Source organism: Phycisphaeraceae bacterium (assembly GCA_040222855.1).
Lineage (GTDB): Bacteria > Planctomycetota > Phycisphaerae > Phycisphaerales > Phycisphaeraceae > Mucisphaera.
In genome coordinates this window covers 202,238-220,200 of record JAVKCD010000018.1, presented here as the reverse complement: position 1 = coordinate 220,200, position 17,963 = coordinate 202,238, and the positions used below count along the sequence as shown (strand labels likewise).

Sequence of the window (17,963 nt, the reverse complement as noted above, 5' to 3'; positions counted from 1 at the left end):
AACGCCCGTTGGAGAAGAGAAAGCCATGACCATCACCACCAAACTATTCACCACCTGCGCCCTCATCGCAGCCTTCTCCGCCTCCGCCCAGGCTCAGACCAACGTCGACCTCAACACCTGGTCACAGAAGGGCCCCTCCGGAAACGGCAACTGGACCGTCGAGAACGCCGGCGACACCGTCTTCCAGTCCATCAATGGCAACCCCACCTACTTCGTCAGCCCCAACGACTTCTTCAACACCAACGTCCAGGGATCCTTCCTCCGCGACCGCAACCGCCAGCCCGGCTTCAACGATGACGACTTCATCGGCTTTGTCTTCGGCTACAACGAGCCAGGCGACAATGCCACCGACGCCTCCTTCTACCTCCTTAACTGGAAACGTGGCACCCAGTCGAGCACCGAGGAAGGCTTCCGCCTCATCCGGGTCAACGGCACCACCACCCCACCCTTCGGCAACGCCGAAAACGACAACCTCCCAAACTACGACGTCCTCGCCACCAACACCGGCGGAACCCTCGGCTGGGAAAACAACATCGTCTACGACTTCGATCTCCTCTACACCCAGGACCGCATCAGGATCGAGATCACCGGCGGCACAGGTGCTTACCAAAACGGACTCACGATCTTCGACCTCTCTAAAGAAGTCATAGGCGTCCCCGCCTTCACCACCGGCCAGTTCGGCTTCTACAACCACTCCCAGCAGGGCGTCGAGTACCGCTCCTTCACCCTCACCGAACCCGCTCTCAGCACCACCCCAGGCGACACCGGAACCCTCGACTTCCTCGCCCGTGTCGGTGAGTCTGACATCCAGGCTATCACCACCACCAACGCTGGCGGAACCGGAACCCTCCTCACCGGCTCAGCCGGATCGCCCGCAGACCCGCTCTTCTCCGGCCCCGCCGAAGCGCCCGCCTTCAGCCTCGGCTCCGCCGAGAGCACCGACTACGCCTACACCTACGCCCCCACCGTCCGCACCGATGGCACCCCTGACACCGACACCGTCACCATCGCCTCCAACGAAGACGGCAGCCACACCATCAACCTCTCCGGCACCGCCGTCGGACCCGTCGCCGCCTTCGAGCAGGACACCGTCGCGGTCCTACCCGGCGAAACCCTCGACTTCGGCTCCATCATCGCCGACCAGATCGCCACCCTCGACCTCACCCTCCTCAACACCACCCTCGACCCCGGCGGGCCCGACCTCACCGACCTCACCATCATCGACATCCTCATCACAGGCGCCGATGACACCCTCTTCTCACTCCTCAACAACCTCGACGGAACCCGCATCAACGCTGGCTCCTCCGCCGACCTCAACCTCCAGTTCGACCCCGCCCTCCTCGTCGGCGACTTCTCCGCCACCCTCACCATCCTCACCGACGAAAACGCCGCCCTAGGCGGAGATGGCACCGACTTCACCTTCAACCTCATCGGCTCCGCCACTCCCATCCCCGAACCCGCCGCCGCCACCCTCCTCACCCTCGGCCTCCTGACAACCCTCAGCCGCCGAGCCTGAGCAAGCACGAATCAATAAACTAAACCACTCAAAACCCCCCGATCTTCGGGGGGTTTTTTATGTCCAGAGCAAAGCAATCCTTAAAACCCTTGACCACCACGAGCCCAGACTCGATGATCCACGTCACTTGTCTCACGCCTACTGAATGGAGAAGAAGATGTCCCTGCACAGACACGTCGTCTCATGCCTGATCACGATTCTGCTCACAGGCTCCTCCGCCACCGCCACAGAGTTCTTCTGGGCCATCCAGGAAGTGGCAAGCTCACCACAGCGCGGGGGTAGCTCTATTCAAACCTCAGGCGACCCCGTCCTGGCGATGCGCAACGGGAGAGTCTGGCCCACCATCTTCACTCAAGGCGGGGGATCAATCGCCCAGTTCTCCACTGGCTGGTACGACATCACCCCCAACAATCAGCCCCTCTATCCACCCTTCGCGCCTCGCCCGCTGCGTGCAGCCAGCAGCCCCACAGGCCAGGTCGCCGTGGCGGCCTATGGCTCCGGCTCAACCGGTCCATTCACATCGACCGATGGCGTCATCCTCACTTCATCAGGCTTCACACCGCTGCCCGAGGGAACACTCGCCATCGACTACACACCCGGCGGCACACCCGTCATTGCTATTGAAGATTTTGGCTCGGGTGAGACCCAGGTCCTTGGACTACCAGATATCCCCAACTTCGACGAAGTTGTCGACCTCGCAGCTTCACCATTCGGTGAGGTCGCCGTTATCACGGATGACGATGTTTTCTATGAATACTCTCCACTCCTTGGCGAATGGCAGTCGCTCGATCTCTTCGACATCGGGTTCACCAATATCGTTCAGGAATCACTGGCCATCGAATACGACGCCCTCGGACGCCCTCATATTATTGGCATCAGAAACAGCTCTCCCTCGAATCGTCTGATCGCCGCCGACTTTAACCCCGCCACCGGCTGGATCGTCACCGACGTCACCGCCGCTGCCCTCCCCGCAAATCTCCGACTCGAATCACGCTATCTCGAGTTCGACAACACCACCGGCGAAACCGTTGGCACCGCAGTCACCGTCTTTAACAACGACACCTTTTCCGACGAGCTCTACTACCTCTACTTCGACGGCGACACCTGGGCCTCCGACTTCGTCGATGACGAAATACAGGCAACCGATCTCGTCGGCATCGCCTACGACTTCGAAGACCTCCCCGTCATCGCCTACGTCAAGAACGGCAGCTACCACCTCGCCTACGACCCCATCCTCGTCCCCGAACCCACCGCACTTGTCCTCCTCACACTGACTCCTACCATCCTTGCCCGCCGCCGTCGCTCCGTCTGAGCACCGAACGGAGCACACCATGCCAGCGTCTAGGAGAGTAGCCCGAGAGATCACCACAGCCCTCGTGCTGCTGGCGATCTGCTGCGCCCCAGCACAAGCCCAATGGACCGCCCGCATCACCGGCGCACCCGGCAGCACCAACCCAAGCTTCTTCAGCGACATCGCCGTCGATCCCAACACCAATCGCGTCTGGGTTGCCCAAGCAAGACGCGTTACGCTCACAGCGATTGACCAGAGCTCGACCCTGGTGCGAACGCTACCGCAGGATACGCTGGATATCGCTCTCACCGTCGATGAGTTCAGCCATGCCAGCTTCACATCGTGGTTCGGATTCTATTATGAAGGTGAGTACATCGCAGTCACCGACTCACTCGAACTGTCACAGCAGATAAGTTCTTTCGGGCCGACTAGTTTCGATCGAGCACTGAACGCACAAGGTGTTCCCTCTGTTGTTATCAGTGACGATTCAGGCCTCTCACTGGCCTCGTACGACGTGCCTACCGGTACATGGGCGCGACAGCTAGTCCCCTTGTCAGGCGACAGCAGGCCATTGTTCGACTCCAGACCCGCTATCGCCTTCGATCACCAGAACCGACCCGTCATCGCCTATTTATCAAGAAATCGGGAAGCCACCGTCCTCCGCCAGCATCCAACACTCGGATGGCAGACCATCGCAGCAGAACCCATGAGCGTGTTCTTTGTAGGTATCACCCTCGACATCCTCCCCGATGGAAATCCAGTTTTCGCTTACATCTCTAACAACAGAGAACTCACACTGACCAAGGTCGATGATCAACTCGTCACAACCACCCAGACCATCGACCAGGCTGCCAGCTTCTTTCTTCGACCTGACAGCCTCGCCATCAACCCCGTGACCGGGCAACCCGCCATCGCGTATACCGATCTCGACGACTCTGCTTCACAGCTCAAACTCGCCACCACCACCGATGGCACCTCCTGGACCACCGAAACCCTACCCTTCAACGCCAGCTTCCCATCCCTCGCCTTCAACAACGACGGCGAAACCTACATCGCAGCCTCCATCACCACCACCATCGCTGGCGAAGACCGCCGCTCCATCGCCCTCATCTCCCAGGACACCTCCCTCGCCATCCCTGGTGATTTCAACCACGACGCCTCCCTGAACCCACCCGACCTCGACCTCCTCGGCCAGGCCTTCAACACCACCGACGACCTCGACACCTTCGACATCACCCGCGATGGCGTCATCAACGCCGACGACGCCCTAATCTGGATTCGCTTTTACGCCCTCACCGAACCCGGCGACGCCAACCTCGACCAACAAATCGACCTCATCGACCTCTCCAACCTCGCCGCCAACTTCGGCAGCCCCGGAACCTACGCCCAAGGCGACTTCAACCTCGATCAGACCATCGACCTCATCGACCTCTCCCTGCTCGCCTCCAACTTCGGCTTCGACGCCACCACCCCGACTCCCCCCATCCCCGAACCCGCCGCATCACTCCTGCTCCTCACCCTCCTCACCCAACGCCGCCCATCAACATAAAAAAGCCCGGCCGTAGCCGGGCTCAATCAACTCATCTCGAAGACCCTAAGAACACCACAAGCCTAATGCGGGGGGGGGGGGGTTAGTCGAGCCAGTGGACTTGGCCGGTGGCGAGGTCGTACACGCCGCCCACGATCATCAGCTTGCCCATGCGCGCCCGCTGCTTGAGCACCTCGCTCCGTGCCGGCAGATCCTGCATCGTCTTGCGCACGTTCGCCTCCACCACAGCGTCCACATACGCCGTGTTCTCAACACTATGATCACCCTCAATCTCCGTCGCCTTAATCGCAGGCGTAATCTCGCCCAACAGCGCCGTCAGATTGCCCATCTTCGCTTCAGCAATCGCACCCTTCACCGCACCACACGACGAGTGACCCAGCACCACGATCAACGGCGTCCCCGCCAACTCCGTCGCAAACTCCATACTCCCGAGGATGTCCACGTTCTCGATGTTCCCCGCCACTCGCGCGACAAATAGATCACCGATCCCCTGATCGAACACCGCCTCCACCGGAACCCGCGAGTCCAGACAGCTCAGCACCACCGCCTTGGGATACTGCCCCGAAGCCGTCGCCTCAGCCTGCGCCAGATAATCAAACTCCGACGACTCATCCTCAACAAACCTCGCGTTGCCCGCCTTCAGATCCTCCAGCGCCGCCGCCGGCGTCATCGCCGCCTGAGCCTCCTGCGTCATCACCACCGACACATCATCATCCCCCTCAAAAGTCTCACACCCCATCAAACCCGCCACCAGCACACCCGCACTCAACACGCTAAGAGATCGAATCATCCTTAGTCTCCTTCAAATAGTGACTTGTGGAACCTGCAAAAGAGCAGCATAAACTCCCTTGTCCCCCCAGTCACACCCACTTTCCATCTTTGAGCTTATGAAAGACTTGACGCCACCCCCTCAATCAGGCCTAGTTCACCCACCAGCATCCTTAGCTCACACTGATCCAACTCCAGAGGTAACCCAGTGCATCACCGTGGCTTGTTCAGCATCGTGATCCTCACCACCCTCGCGGCCCCCGCCCTCGCAGAGGTCCGAGGGACATGGCTCACCACCACCGGCCCCGATTCCATCGCCTCCGGTGCCAACACCCAGGCCACCTTCACCAACCTCCGCAACATCGGTCTCAACACCGCCTACGTCGAAGCCTGGAAAAACGGCTACTCACAGTTCCCCTCACCCACCATGCAGCAGCTCATCGGCATCGACCGCGCCCCATCCCTAGGCGGTCGAAACCTACTCGAAGAAACCACCATCCACGCCCACCGCAACCAGATGGCCCACATCGCCTGGCTCGAGTTCGGCTTCTCATCACAGTTCGTCGGCTCAGGCGGTACCCCCTCCAACCCCCTCTCGCAATGGGCACTCGCCAACGGTTACCTGCTCCAGGACCGCAACGGAAACTACGCCAACAACTCCAACGGATTCGCCTGGATGAATCCCGCCATCCCCGAAGTCCGACAACTCCTCATCGACGTCACCCTCGACGCCATCAACGCCAACGACCTCGACGGCGTCCAACTCGATGACCGACTCGCATGGCCCCGAGAGTTCGGCTGGGACCCCACCACCGCAGCCCTCTACCTCGCCGAAACCGGACGCAACCTCCCCACCAGCCTCAACGACTCAAACTTCCGAAACTGGCGCGCCCAAAAAACCTTCGAGTTCGCAACCGAATGGTACACCGCCGTCAAAACCGCACGACCCGACCTCATCGTCTCCGTCTCCCCCTCGATCATGACCTTCTCCTTCACCCAGTACAACGCCGACTGGGAAGACTGGGCCGATGCCGGGCTCTTCGACGAAATCGTCCCCCAGGTCTACCGCAACACCCTCAGTGCTTACCGCAGCACCCTACCAACACAGGTCAACATCATGGCCGGCGCCGACGCCACACCCAACGGCCGCCTCGAAGACCTCGTCGTTGGCATCTCCCGTGACTCGTCCAGCACACCCACCAGCCCCGCCGACTTCCTCCAGATGATCCAGGACGCCCGCAACGCCGGAACTGCCGGACACGTCCTCTGGTACTCCCGTGGCGTTCTCGAAGTCGCCTCCGAACTCACCGCCTTCTACGACCAGAATCCCGAACTCGACAACTCCCCCAAGATCGATCCCAACCGCCGACCCGCACCCATCGTCGCCACCGAGAACACCGTCCTCCCCGCCCTCTGGCAGTTCACCATCACCACACCCGGCCAGTACCGCTTCGTCACCCGCGTCAACTCCACCTGGTCCGAAGACTCCTCCGCCTATCTCCTCCCCGGCGACTACCAGTTCCAACTCAGCTTCGACATCGACCAGGTTGAACTCCTCGCCGACCGACGCCCCATCCCCGCCGACTTCAACAACGACTGGCTCGTCAACCAACTCGACATCAACGCCCTCACCGCCAACTTCGGCACCAACAACCCCACCTTCGACCTCAACGAAGACGGCTCCGTCAACCCCGATGACCTCCTGTATCTCGTCCAGGAAGTCTGGAACACCCGCCAGGGCGACGCCAACCTCGACGGCAGCATCGACCTCGTCGATCTCTCCATCCTCGCCGCCAACTTCAACCAGCCCATCCCAACCGCAGGCGGCTGGACCAACGCCGACTTCAACGCCTCAGGCACCATCGACCTCATCGACCTCTCCCTCCTCGCCACCAACTTCGGCTTCCAAAGACCCCTCGCACCCACCACCTTCCCAACCCCAGCCCTCCCCGAACCCGCCGCCGCCACCCTCCTGCTCCTCACCGCCGCACTAGGCTCAAGACCCCTCTCCCGATATCCTTCCTGATCCAACCTCCGCGCCCGTAGCTCAGTTGGATAGAGCAGCGGACTTCTAATCCGCAGGTCACAGGTTCGAATCCTGTCGGGCGTATTCTCCACACAAACCCAGCCCGCACCCGCCCAAGCCCCGCACCCCATCCATCCGATGATGCGATGACGCCAACAACCCACCAACTCCGTTCTCGGACCGGAGACATCACGACCCTTGCGCATCGTCCACGTCATCCAGAACCTCGACCCCGCCTGGGGCGGCGTCCCCATGGTCGCCTCAAGAGTCGCCGCCGCCCAGGCAGGACTCGGACACGATGTCCTCATCGCCTGCCACCACGCACCCGATGGCATCAACGCCGAAGCTAAACTTCTCGACGGACTACCCCACCGCGACCGCTTCCTGATCTCCCACATCCCCCGATCCCATGGGCTCGCCAGATACATCCCCACGGACCTCATCAAAGACCTCGACCCGATCCTCTATACAGCCGACGCCCTGCATCTTCATGGCCTATGGGACCCCATCCTCCTCGCAGCATCTAAAATCGCTCGCCGCGATAACGTCCCCTACGCCATGACACCCCACGGCATGCTCCACCCCTGGAGCCTCTCCCAAAAACGACTCAAAAAACAGATCGCCCTGCTCCTCGGCTACCGCGAGATGCTCCACAACGCCGCCTTCCTCCAGGCCATGAACACCGAGGAACAGGCCGCTTTCACACCGCTCAGCCTCAAAGCCCCAACACGCATCATCCCCAATGGCATCTTCACCGAAGAGTTCGCCGAACTCCCTCAGCCCGGAACCTTCAGAGCAAACCACCCCGAACTCGCGGACCACCCCTACATCCTCTTCCTCAGCAGACTCCATTACAAAAAGGGACTCGACATCCTCGGCGAAGCCTTCTCCATCCTCGCCCAACAACACCCCACCGCACGACTCGTCGTCGCCGGGCCCGAAGCCGACGCCGCCGAACCCTTCCGAAAAACCATCGCCAAGCACCAGCTCACCGACCGCGTCCTCATGACCGGACCCCTCTACGGCATCGACAAACTCGCCGCCTTCATCGACGCCGCCTGCTTCTGCCTGCCCTCACGACAGGAAGGCTTCTCCATCGCCATCACCGAAGCTCTCGCCCTCGCCAAACCCGTCGTGATTACCCACGAATGCAACTTCTCAGATGTCGCCGAAATCAACGCCGGCGTCGTCACCTCTCTCAATCCTCAAGACGTCGCCGCCGCAATGAGCCAGATCCTCGCCGATCCCGCCGAAGCTCACGAGTTGGGCCAACGCGGACGAGACCTCGTCAACAATCGCTACACCTGGCCCAGGATCGCCCAGCTTTGCATCGATGCCATAGACCCGCGATGAGAATCACAAAAATACCTCCCCAACCATGAATTAACATGCATAACGCACATCAGATGCTAGCCTCATAGAAGTTTCTGCTTTGAGGATCAGCCTGTGCGTGTCGTGCACGTCATCCAGAATCTTGACCCTGCCTGGGGCGGCGTACCCATGGTCGCCTCCCGTGTCGCCGCCGCGCACGCCGGACTCGGTCACAACACCGTCATCGCCTGCCACCCGGCACCCGCAGGCGAACAAGCCCAGCACAGCCTCCTCGACGGCCTCCCACACCGCGACCAACTCAACATCCACCACATCCGGTCCAAAGGCGGGATGGCTGGCTTCGTCCCAGACGACCTCGTCACAGACCTCGACCCCATCATCCACGGCGCCGACGCCCTCATCCTCCACGGCGTATGGGACCCCATCCTTCGAGCCGCCTCCTTAGTCGCTACCAACAACAGCATCCCCTACGCCATCACACCCCACGGCATGCTCAGCCCCTGGAGCCTCCAGCTCAAAGCCTGGAAAAAAAAGCTCGCCTTAAATCTCGGCTACCGCTCGCTCATCAGCCACGCTCGCTTCATCCAGGCACTCAACGATGACGAAGCCCGTTACATCGATTCACTTGGCTACAACGTGCCAACACGAATCATCCCCAACGGCATCTTCCTCGATGAGTTCGCCAACCTCCCCCCCAAAGGCGAATACAGACAACACGCCAAACTCTCAGACCACCCCTACATCCTCTTCCTCGGACGCATCCACCCCGCCAAAGGACTCGACCTCATGGTCGATGCCTTCCGGACCGTCATCACCAGGCACCCCGACACCAGACTCGTCCTCGCTGGACCACCCGATGAAGACGCCAGACGTATCAACGACCTCGTCCAGAAGCACAAACTCCAGGACCACGTCCTCATCCCCGGACCCATCTATGGCCGCACCAAACTCGCCGCCCTCGTCGACTGCTCCTGCTTCTGCATGACCTCAAGACAGGAAGGCTTCTCCATGGCCATCACCGAAGCCCTCGCCTGCGCCCGACCCGTCGTCATCACCAACACTTGCCACTTCCCCGCCATCGCCTCAGCCTCCGCCGGCATCATCACCGAACGTAACCCCGCCGCCGTCGCCAACGCCCTCACCTCCGTCCTCGATAACCCCGACCGGGCAAAAGACATGGGCATCGCCGGCCGCCACCTCGTCGAAACCAACTACACCTGGCCCACCATCGCCCAACAACTCATCAGCGCCTTTCTACAATAAACCCACACCGCCCCCGGGTGCCTGCGGCCACACCAAAGCCCTGCCCACAGAATCCAGCCAACAACCATCGACTACGAGCCCCATGCGCCAAGCATGGGGTCAGGGACACACCCAACGATCCGATCCCAGACCCCAACAAGACAAGTCGCCAACACAATCTCGCTCTCCAACCCAACCCCCACGCCCAAACCCACCCCACCTCGCGGGTAGCAGTAATCACGCCAAACCCGCGCCTACAGAATCCAACCAGGCCAAGGTCATCTAAGCAGGCGATTATTCGGTTCGCTCAGAATTAATATCTACCCCAGCATCTTGGTAAACGCTCAAGACAGTTTGATACCTTTTTCTAGCGTGGTACACAGAACTACCACCATTGTTGTAACTATAAAACGGGTCAGCACCAAGTTTCAATAGAACCCTAATAGCATCTGAAGAGCCTGCAACGTTAGCTACGTTGAGGGGTTGTGCATAACCGTATACGGGACCGTGCGTAGGGAGGTCATGGCTATCTATTAACCACTCTATGACGTCAGCCCTATTCTTCGATACTGCTACTTCCAGAGCGCTTCTCCATAACTCATCTGCCTGCACATCTTCCCCGTAAGTTGGCAGATCCAAAGCTCTCTTTATGTCGGGTAGTGATTGCCCCTGTCGGATGGCCTGCTCCACATCACTCCCCCCAGAAGAAACAAGCTCTACTACGGGCGTAATCTCGACGCGCACGAATACAAAGATTGTCAATATAACAAACAAGACTATTGCAGTAATACAGATCTTTACCATCGATTCTCTCGCGGGTGGCTGTGGTCACGCCGAAGGCGTGCCCACAGAATCCATCTAAGACTACGCCCCAGCGCGCGCACAAACAACCGCATCCAAACCCCATCGGTCACGTTTGATTGACGATCAAAGCCCAGTGCGCACAAATTCCAACCCATCCCCACCCAAAAAAACGCCCTCAAATGCACCTGAGAGGATTCGAACCTCTAACCTGCGGTTCCGTAGACCGCTGCTCTATCCAATTGAGCTACAGGTGCCCGCCGAGCCAAACTCGGAACGCCAGATTGTAAGCCGCCCCGCGCCCCTGTCCAGTCGCCCGCTAACATGAACCTATGACCGCGCCCGACTCCACCCCCAACCGCTCCGTCGAGGACTGTAAAGCCTCTCTGGAACAGACCATACGCCAACGAGGCTCCATGCTCGTCGCCTACTCAGGCGGGATCGACTCCACCCTCGTCGCCGCCGTCGGCCGCAACATCCTCGGCCGCGACCACTGCATCGCCGTCATCGGCGACTCCCTCTCCCTCCCCCGCCGCGAACTCCGCGAAGCCCAACAAATCGCCGCCGACCTCGACCTCCAACTCATCACCGTCAACCCCGCCGAACAGCACGATCCCAACTACCGCGCCAACGCCGGCGACCGCTGTTTTTACTGTAAAACCAATCTCTACCACGCTTTACAGCAACTCTCCAAAGAGCGAGACATCCCCTGGATCGCCAACGGCACCAACACCGACGACCTCGGCGACCACCGCCCCGGACTCAACGCCGCCAGCGACGCTGGCGTCATCTCACCTCTCCTCGAAGCCGGACTCAACAAGCAGGACATCCGTAACCTCGCCCTCCACATGGGCTTACCCAACGCTGACAAACCCGCCGCCGCCTGCCTCGCCTCACGAATCCCCTACGGCACCGAAGTCACCCCCCAGCGACTCGCCCAGGTCGAAGCCGCCGAAGACGCCCTCGCCGACCTCGGCTTCTCCGGCTTCCGTGTCCGCCACCACGACCAGGTCGCCCGCCTCGAAATCCCCGCCGATCAACTCAACCGCTTGATGGATCAGGAGATACGTGAGCAAGTCGTCACCGCCGTCAAACGCGCCGGCTTCGTCTACGCCGCCCTCGACCTCGAAGGCTTCCGCTCCGGCTCCGGCAACGTCATGCTCACCCTCGCCGGCCGCGACCTCGCCGCCGACTGACCATAATTCCCTGTAGCGTAAGCCGTGTCTACAGCCTACGATAGCTCCGCAAGCGTTTTCTTTAGAGGGACCCGATGTGAAGCGCAAGTGTGACCGCTGCGACCGGCCAGCCACGCATCACTCCGTCGAGATCGACAAAGGCGACAAGATCGAGAAGCACCTCTGCGACCTCCACGCCGCCGAGGATGGCCTCGCCATCAAAGCTATCCCTACGCCCATCAACGACTTACTGACCAACTTCGTCAAGCTCCAGCAGGAAGACGACGAGGTCGGCTCACCCGATGAACCCCGCTGCGAAGGCTGCGGCATGTCCTTCTCCGAGTTCCGCGAAAAACACCTCCTCGGCTGCGCCCAGTGCTACGCCGCCTTCGAGCACCAACTTTCTCCCCTGCTCGAACGCGCGCACGAGGGCGGAACCCACCACGTCGGCAAGGTCCCCCGCCGAGCCGGCGCCGGCGAACACCGCCAGATGCAGCTCATGCGCATGCGCAAGCGCCTCGACGACGCCGTCACCATCGAAGACTACGAGCTGGCCGCACGCATCCGCGACGAGATCCGCCAGTTCGAGAACGATCACTGACCCGAGTTTGACCCTTACCGACAGGGACGTTGGCCCATGAGCCTCAGTCAGATCCCCGAACACGCCGGCGAATGGCTCCGCGGCAACGGACCCCACGGCGAGGTCGTCATCTCCTCCCGCATCCGCTACGCCCGCAACCTCGCCGGCTTCCCCTTCGTCCACCGCGCCAACCGCCGCCAGCAAGTCGAGGTCATGCACCTCATCAAAGACGAGGTCCAGGCCCAGCGGCTCGCCGACAACATCATCTGGGTCGATATGGCCGCCTCCCCGAGCCTCGACCGACAGCTCCTGGTCGAACGCCATCTCGTCAGCCGCGACCTCGCCGCGGAGAAAAACGACTGGCCCCGAGGCGTCGTCATCGCACCCGATGAGACCTTCGCCGCCATGATCAACGAGGAAGACCACCTCCGCCTCCAGGTCCTCCGCTCCGGCATGCAGCTCTCCGAAGCCTTCCAACAGATCGAACGCCTCGACAACGCCCTCGAAGCCGGACTCGAATACGCCTACTCCAAACGCTTCGGCTACCTCAGCGCCTGCCCGACCAACGTCGGCACCGGCCTCCGCGTCTCGGTCATGCTCCACCTCCCCGCCCTCAAGCTCACCGGCGAGATCGAAAAAGTCCGCCGCGCCGCCCGCGACACCCACCTCGCCGTCCGCGGGCTCTTCGGCGAAGGCTCCGAGGCCCTCGGCGACTTCTACCAGGTCTCCAACCAGTCCACCCTCGGCAAGACCGAACAGGAAATTGTCTCCGACTTCGAGCACACCATCGTCCCCCAGGTCATCGCCTACGAGCAGCAGGCCCGCCAGGCCCTCCTCAAACAACGCCCCGCCCAACTCGACGACAAGATCTACCGCGCCTGGGCCCTCCTCACCCACGCCCGCGTCCTCGGCACCGAGGAAGTCCTCTCCCTCCTCTCCCACCTCCGCCTCGGCGTCAACCTCGGCCGCCTCACCTCCGTCGACCTGCGCACCATCAACGAACTGCTCCTGCTCACCCAACCCGCCCACCTCCAACGCCTCGTCGGCCGCACCATGGACCCCGCCGAACGAAAAATCGCCCGCGCCGACCTCGTCCGCCAACGCCTCAAACCGGGTGGGCAGGGTTAAGCCGCGGCTTTTTCGATCTCGGCATATTGTCGTGCTGAGATCACACCGAGTCTTCGGTTCAGTCGCTGGGCTTTTGGTTCTATGTCCTCCGGGAACGAGCACAACTCATCAATGAGTGCAATCCAATAGGCATAAGCACTCCACAGAGCCCTGTTGTCGTGCGGCTCGTGCGTGTACAAAAGCCAATCGCCTGAAGCCAGAACGCACGCCTCAACACTTTTATGCTCTCGTACTGATTTGAGGTGTAGGTAGCCGAGGACCGTGAGTACAAACTCGTGCCGATAGGGACGAAGCGCTTCAATCCGACTGTAACCATCAAAGCTCAGGAGCAGAGCAATCGCCTCGATGGGGCAATCAATCATCGCCATCTCAATCACCCACCCCGGCGGCTCATCCAGCTTCAGGATCATCCGATCTGCCCACTCGATCCAGTCCTCCGGACGCGCATACCCCGACGCGATCGCCGGGATCCAGAGACGCCGTAGTCGGTCGAGGTCGAGACTCATAAAGTGATTGTAACCGACAGGCCAATCGATAAACTTGCTTAGGTGTTTTGCCGCGGTACAAGACCAGGTTGCAGAGCCTCCCAAACAGGGTGGCCCGAGTCATACCCGCAGGGTTGACTCGGGATTCGAGATTGCACGATGGAGCAAGCAGATGTCCGACACGCAATCACGCTCCCGACGACACCGCTACGAAGGGCTGGAAGATGTCCGATTCCTCACCTTCTCCTGCTACCGCAACCTCAAGCTTCTGGCCGAATCGACGGAGCGAGATCTATTCGCCGAGCATCTGCTCTATCGATGTGAATCCGAGAATCGGGATCTGCTCGCCTGGGTGGTGATGCCAAATCACGTTCATATACTCCTCGGATCGTCAGGCTCAAGCACCGTCGGGTCATTTCTCCATCGCCTCAAGTCTCGTTATGGGCGGCTCGTTGTACAGCGTTGGAAGCGCAACGACGATCCACGTTTATCGATGATCCGGTCACCTGAGGGTAACTCTGTTTTTTGGCAACGAGGCGGAGGCTACGATCGCAACATCCACAGTGAGGAAGAGTTTGCCGAGAAATCGATGTACATCGAGAACAATCCAGTTCGTGCCGGACTTGTCAGAAAACCGGAGGGTTGGAAGTGGTCGCACGCCGGTTGGTCCACGGGTCACGCTTCGCGATGACCCGTGCCACCCCCGACTTCTCGTTGCACCAAAGCAGAACGATGACCATAAGCCGTCAGCTGTCATCGATCAGCCCCACCACCCGCACCTGCGGGTTCGCCAACGGCAGGTCATCCACATCACTCGGTTTGCGCCAAAGCCCGGAGCCCGCTTTCAGTCGCCCGCTCGACACCTCCGCCCGCCAGAGCGTGAAGGTGATCAGCCGGTGCGTTGTCCGGTGCTCGAAGGCCTGACTCTTTTTGGGCTGACTCAGCACCAAGCCAAACGACGACGCCGCCCAGTCCACCAGCGTCGCAGCCTTGACGCTCTCTCGCTCAAGCGTCGGGAGCTCCCACATCTCGGCCCACAGCCCGGCTGAGGGTCGCTGCCGAAAGAGAAACTTCCCTTTCCGCTCCATGGCGACCACATGATGCTCAACCGCCCGCGGGTCCCGCTTGGGCGTGGTGATCGGCCGCTGAGCGACTGTTCCACGCGCAAGCCCCAGGCAGTGATCCGACACCGGGCAGTGCAGGCACTTCGGTTCCCGTGGCGTACAGATCGTCGCACCCAACTCCATCAACGACTCATTCACCATTCCCCCCCCCACATCCACACCCCACGCCCCCCCCACATCGGATTTCGACAGGACGGCCAGCATCCCGGTGGCCGCTTCTCGCACAGCACGCTTGCCCTCGGGTCGATCAACCGGTAGGTCAATGTCATCGATCCTTGACAGCACCCGTGAGACGTTGCCGTCGATCGCGGGGACCGGAAGCCCGAACGCGATCGACGCGATCGCGCCCGCGGTGTAGTCGCCCAGCCCGGGCAGGGCTCGCAACGCCTCGAAGGTGCTCGGCACCCGTCCGCCATGCTGCGCGGCGATCGCCTGAGCGCACGCCTGCAGCCGCCGGGCGCGGCTGTAGTACCCCAGGCCCTGCCAGAGCTTCATCACCCGATCGGGGTCCGCCGCCGCCAGGGCTTCGATCGACGGAAAGGCCTCGATGAACCGCTGGAAGTACGGGATCACCGTCGCCACCTGGGTCTGCTGCAGCATGACCTCGGACACCAGCACCCGGTACGGATCTGGGCGTGAGCACCAGGGAGCCCGCCAGGGCAGGTCCCGACGATGCTCCCGGTGCCAGGCGAGCAGGGCGGTGACCAGATGTTGCCGATCGGTGTTCGCGGTCATCAGAGCGTGTGTGACAAGTTAGGGGTGCTGTGCGGGTGCGGGTGCGGGGGGTGGGGGGGGGAGGGGGGTGATTGGAGACGATAACCGGTTCAGGCCGATCTTAGGATGCATCGCAGGACTGACTTTCGCTAGACTGGCGGGTTCGCCTCGTGACTGAATCAGGAGCCGTTTTGATGCTTGGACAGCGCAGCAGCCTTCCCGAGACCCGAGAGTCGCTCACCCACAAGTTCCAGATCATGGGGTACGAGGGGTACCTGACGATTGGCTTGTTCCAGGACGGTCGGCCGGGCGAGGTTTTCATCAAGATGTCCAAGGAAGGCTCGACACTCTCGGGCATGGTCCAGGCCTACTGCCGAGCTTTCTCGCTTGCGCTGCAATACGGCCTGCCTCTCGAAGAAGCCGTCCGCCGGTTCAAGGGCATGCGCTTCGAGCCGATGGGCTCGACCAACAACCCCGACATCCCCGAGGCCGACAGCATCATCGACTACGTGGCCCGCTACCTCGAAGTGAACTTCGTCACCCAACCCGAGCCGCTCCGCAGGGCTTGATGGCGTCGCAGGGCGGGTGATGACCTTGTTTTCTTGACCGGGTTCTGCAGCAGGGCTACTGTGAGCGCAGGGTCAGCGCGACGGGCGTGACCAGGACCTGCGAGCCGTCAACACGGAGCCAGAACCCTTGTGTGGCATCGCCGGGATTGTGGCTCAGGCCGATGTCTGTCGTGACTTGTACGACGCCCTGACGGTGCTCCAGCACCGCGGCCAGGATGCCGCAGGAATCGTGACCTGTGACCGGGGGCGACTCATGCTCCGCAAGGGCAACGGCTTGGTCCGGGACGTGTTCACTCCCGACACGGTCACCACCCTCACCGGCAACATGGGCATCGGCCACTGCCGCTACCCGACCGCCGGGAGCTGCTCGGGCAACGAGGCCCAGCCGTTCTACGTCAACTCGCCTTACGGGATCACGCTGGCCCACAACGGCAACCTCACCAACACCGAATCCCTCACCGCTGAGCTGTTCCGCTCCGACCTGAGACACGTCAACACCGGTTCGGATTCCGAGGCTCTTCTCAACGTCCTCGCCCACGAACTCGGTTCTCTGCACAAGCTCCGTCCGGAGCCCGCTGACATCTTCGAGGCGGTCCGCCGACTACACCGCAGATGCCGGGGGGCCTATGCCTTCGTCGCGATGATTGCCGGCTACGGCATGGTCGGCGTCCGCGACCCGCATGGCATCCGCCCGCTCGTCATCGGTCGACGCGAGAGCCTCCTCGGCGTCGAGTACCTCATAGCATCCGAGTCGGTCGCCATGGATGCTTTGGGCTTCGAGATGATCCGCGATGTCGCGCCAGGCGAGGCCGTCTACGTCACCGATCAGGGCGAGCTGCACTCGGAACTCTGTGCCCACGAGGCCAGCCTCAGCCCTTGCATCTTCGAGCACGTCTACTTGGCGCGGCCCGACTCGATCATGGACAGGATCTCGGTCTACAAAGCCCGGCTGCGCATGGGCGAACGCCTCGCGAAGAAGCTCGACCGCTTGGGCGTCAAAGATCAGATCGACGTCGTCATCCCGATCCCCGACACCAGCCGGACCTCCGCCCTCCAACTCGCCAACGACCTCGGGCTTAAGTATCGCGAGGGCTTCATCAAGAACCGCTACATCGGCCGCACCTTCATTATGCCGGGCCAGGAGGTCCGCGATAAGAGTGTCCGCCAGAAGCTCAACCCCATCGGCCTGGAGTTCAAGGGCAAAAGCGTCCTCCTCGTCGATGACTCAATCGTCCGCGGGACCACCTGCCGGCAGCTCATCCAGATGGCCCGCGACGCCGGTGCCAAGAAGGTCTTCTACTGCTCCGCAGCCCCCGCGATCCGATACCCCAACGTCTACGGCATCGACATGCCCTCACCCAGTGAACTCATCGCCCACGGCCGCACCGACGCCGAAGTCGCCGAAGCCATCGGCGCCGACTGGCTGGTCTATCAGGACCTTGAAGACCTGACGGCTGCAGCCAAAGAGGGGAATCCGACGATCGACCGCTTCGAGTGCTCGGTGTTCGATGGCGTCTACGTCACCGGCGACATCGACACGCCTTACCTCGATCGGCTCAATCAAGAGCGTAACGATCAGGCCAAGCAGCAGCGAAAGCAGGCTCTCTTCGCCAGTGACACAGCCCTCTCCGATCTCAGTGGCCGCTGATCCACCCTCGCCCGG

16 protein-coding genes and 2 tRNA genes are annotated in these 17,963 nt (G+C 61.4%); 13 read left to right on the top strand and 5 right to left on the bottom strand.

Going from position 1 to position 17,963, the window contains the following annotated elements:
- Positions 1 to 25 precede the first annotated feature (25 nt).
- The 3 genes from RIG82_04580 (at position 26) to RIG82_04570 (ending at position 4,356) form a co-directional block, all read left to right on the top strand.
- Complete coding sequence (locus tag RIG82_04580) at positions 26 to 1,516, top strand: hypothetical protein (protein ID MEQ9460205.1); 1,491 nt, start codon at positions 26 to 28, stop codon at positions 1,514 to 1,516.
- A gap of 157 nt (positions 1,517 to 1,673) precedes the next feature.
- Positions 1,674 to 2,828 (top strand): hypothetical protein, encoded by a 1,155-nt coding sequence (locus tag RIG82_04575; protein MEQ9460204.1) that lies wholly within the window; start codon positions 1,674 to 1,676, stop codon positions 2,826 to 2,828.
- A gap of 19 nt (positions 2,829 to 2,847) precedes the next feature.
- On the top strand, positions 2,848 to 4,356 hold the full coding sequence (locus RIG82_04570; protein ID MEQ9460203.1) for a hypothetical protein: 1,509 nt from the start codon (positions 2,848 to 2,850) through the stop codon (positions 4,354 to 4,356).
- Positions 4,357 to 4,438: 82 nt separating this feature from the next.
- Here the strand turns inward: RIG82_04570 and RIG82_04565 are convergent, their stop codons facing one another.
- Positions 4,439 to 5,146, bottom strand: a complete 708-nt coding sequence (locus RIG82_04565) for a carbonic anhydrase family protein (GenBank protein MEQ9460202.1) — start codon at positions 5,144 to 5,146, stop codon at positions 4,439 to 4,441.
- Between the two features lie 201 nt (positions 5,147 to 5,347).
- Between RIG82_04565 and RIG82_04560 the strand changes: the two genes are divergently transcribed.
- From RIG82_04560 to RIG82_04545, 4 genes are all read left to right on the top strand, one after another.
- Positions 5,348 to 7,150 carry a family 10 glycosylhydrolase gene (locus RIG82_04560; protein ID MEQ9460201.1) on the top strand — a complete coding sequence of 601 codons (1,803 nt, stop codon included), beginning with the start codon at positions 5,348 to 5,350 and terminating at the stop codon, positions 7,148 to 7,150.
- A 10-nt stretch (positions 7,151 to 7,160) separates the two neighbouring features.
- Positions 7,161 to 7,234, top strand: a tRNA-Arg gene (locus RIG82_04555).
- 114 nt (positions 7,235 to 7,348) lie between these two features.
- On the top strand, positions 7,349 to 8,503 hold the full coding sequence (locus RIG82_04550) for a glycosyltransferase (GenBank protein ID MEQ9460200.1): 1,155 nt from the start codon (positions 7,349 to 7,351) through the stop codon (positions 8,501 to 8,503).
- Between the two features lie 93 nt (positions 8,504 to 8,596).
- Positions 8,597 to 9,745 (top strand): glycosyltransferase, encoded by a 1,149-nt coding sequence (locus tag RIG82_04545; protein MEQ9460199.1) that lies wholly within the window; start codon positions 8,597 to 8,599, stop codon positions 9,743 to 9,745.
- 273 nt (positions 9,746 to 10,018) lie between these two features.
- On the opposite strand, the gene RIG82_04540 is transcribed toward RIG82_04545, so the two are convergent.
- Complete coding sequence (locus RIG82_04540; protein ID MEQ9460198.1) at positions 10,019 to 10,528, bottom strand: hypothetical protein; 510 nt, start codon at positions 10,526 to 10,528, stop codon at positions 10,019 to 10,021.
- 180 nt (positions 10,529 to 10,708) lie between these two features.
- Positions 10,709 to 10,782 (bottom strand) — tRNA-Arg (locus RIG82_04535).
- A 75-nt stretch (positions 10,783 to 10,857) separates the two neighbouring features.
- Between RIG82_04535 and larE the strand changes: the two genes are divergently transcribed.
- The 3 genes from larE to RIG82_04520 all read left to right on the top strand — a co-directional run bounded on the left by larE (position 10,858) and on the right by RIG82_04520 (position 13,408).
- Positions 10,858 to 11,721: an ATP-dependent sacrificial sulfur transferase LarE gene (larE, locus tag RIG82_04530; GenBank protein MEQ9460197.1), complete on the top strand. Its 864-nt coding sequence runs from the start codon at positions 10,858 to 10,860 to the stop codon at positions 11,719 to 11,721.
- 76 nt (positions 11,722 to 11,797) lie between these two features.
- Positions 11,798 to 12,301, top strand: a complete 504-nt coding sequence (locus RIG82_04525; GenBank protein ID MEQ9460196.1) for a UvrB/UvrC motif-containing protein — start codon at positions 11,798 to 11,800, stop codon at positions 12,299 to 12,301.
- Positions 12,302 to 12,337: 36 nt separating this feature from the next.
- Positions 12,338 to 13,408 (top strand): protein arginine kinase, encoded by a 1,071-nt coding sequence (locus RIG82_04520; protein ID MEQ9460195.1) that lies wholly within the window; start codon positions 12,338 to 12,340, stop codon positions 13,406 to 13,408.
- Here the strand turns inward: RIG82_04520 and RIG82_04515 are convergent.
- Positions 13,405 to 13,914: a hypothetical protein gene (locus tag RIG82_04515; GenBank protein ID MEQ9460194.1), complete on the bottom strand. Its 510-nt coding sequence runs from the start codon at positions 13,912 to 13,914 to the stop codon at positions 13,405 to 13,407. The genes RIG82_04520 and RIG82_04515 overlap by 4 nt on opposite strands.
- A gap of 151 nt (positions 13,915 to 14,065) precedes the next feature.
- On the opposite strand from RIG82_04515, the gene RIG82_04510 reads away from it, so the two are divergent.
- Positions 14,066 to 14,584, top strand: a complete 519-nt coding sequence (locus tag RIG82_04510) for a transposase (protein MEQ9460193.1) — start codon at positions 14,066 to 14,068, stop codon at positions 14,582 to 14,584.
- A gap of 55 nt (positions 14,585 to 14,639) precedes the next feature.
- On the opposite strand, the gene RIG82_04505 is transcribed toward RIG82_04510, so the two are convergent.
- Entirely contained in the window at positions 14,640 to 15,752 is a 1,113-nt protein-coding gene (locus tag RIG82_04505; protein ID MEQ9460192.1) for an A/G-specific adenine glycosylase, read from the bottom strand.
- Between the two features lie 173 nt (positions 15,753 to 15,925).
- Here RIG82_04505 and RIG82_04500 point away from each other — a divergent pair, with 173 nt between their 5' ends.
- Both RIG82_04500 and purF read left to right on the top strand, forming a co-directional pair.
- A complete protein-coding gene (locus RIG82_04500; protein ID MEQ9460191.1) occupies positions 15,926 to 16,300 on the top strand; it encodes a hypothetical protein in 375 nt (124 codons plus the stop codon).
- Between the two features lie 127 nt (positions 16,301 to 16,427).
- Positions 16,428 to 17,948: an amidophosphoribosyltransferase gene (gene purF, locus RIG82_04495; GenBank protein MEQ9460190.1), complete on the top strand. Its 1,521-nt coding sequence runs from the start codon at positions 16,428 to 16,430 to the stop codon at positions 17,946 to 17,948.
- Positions 17,949 to 17,963: the final 15 nt, after the last annotated feature.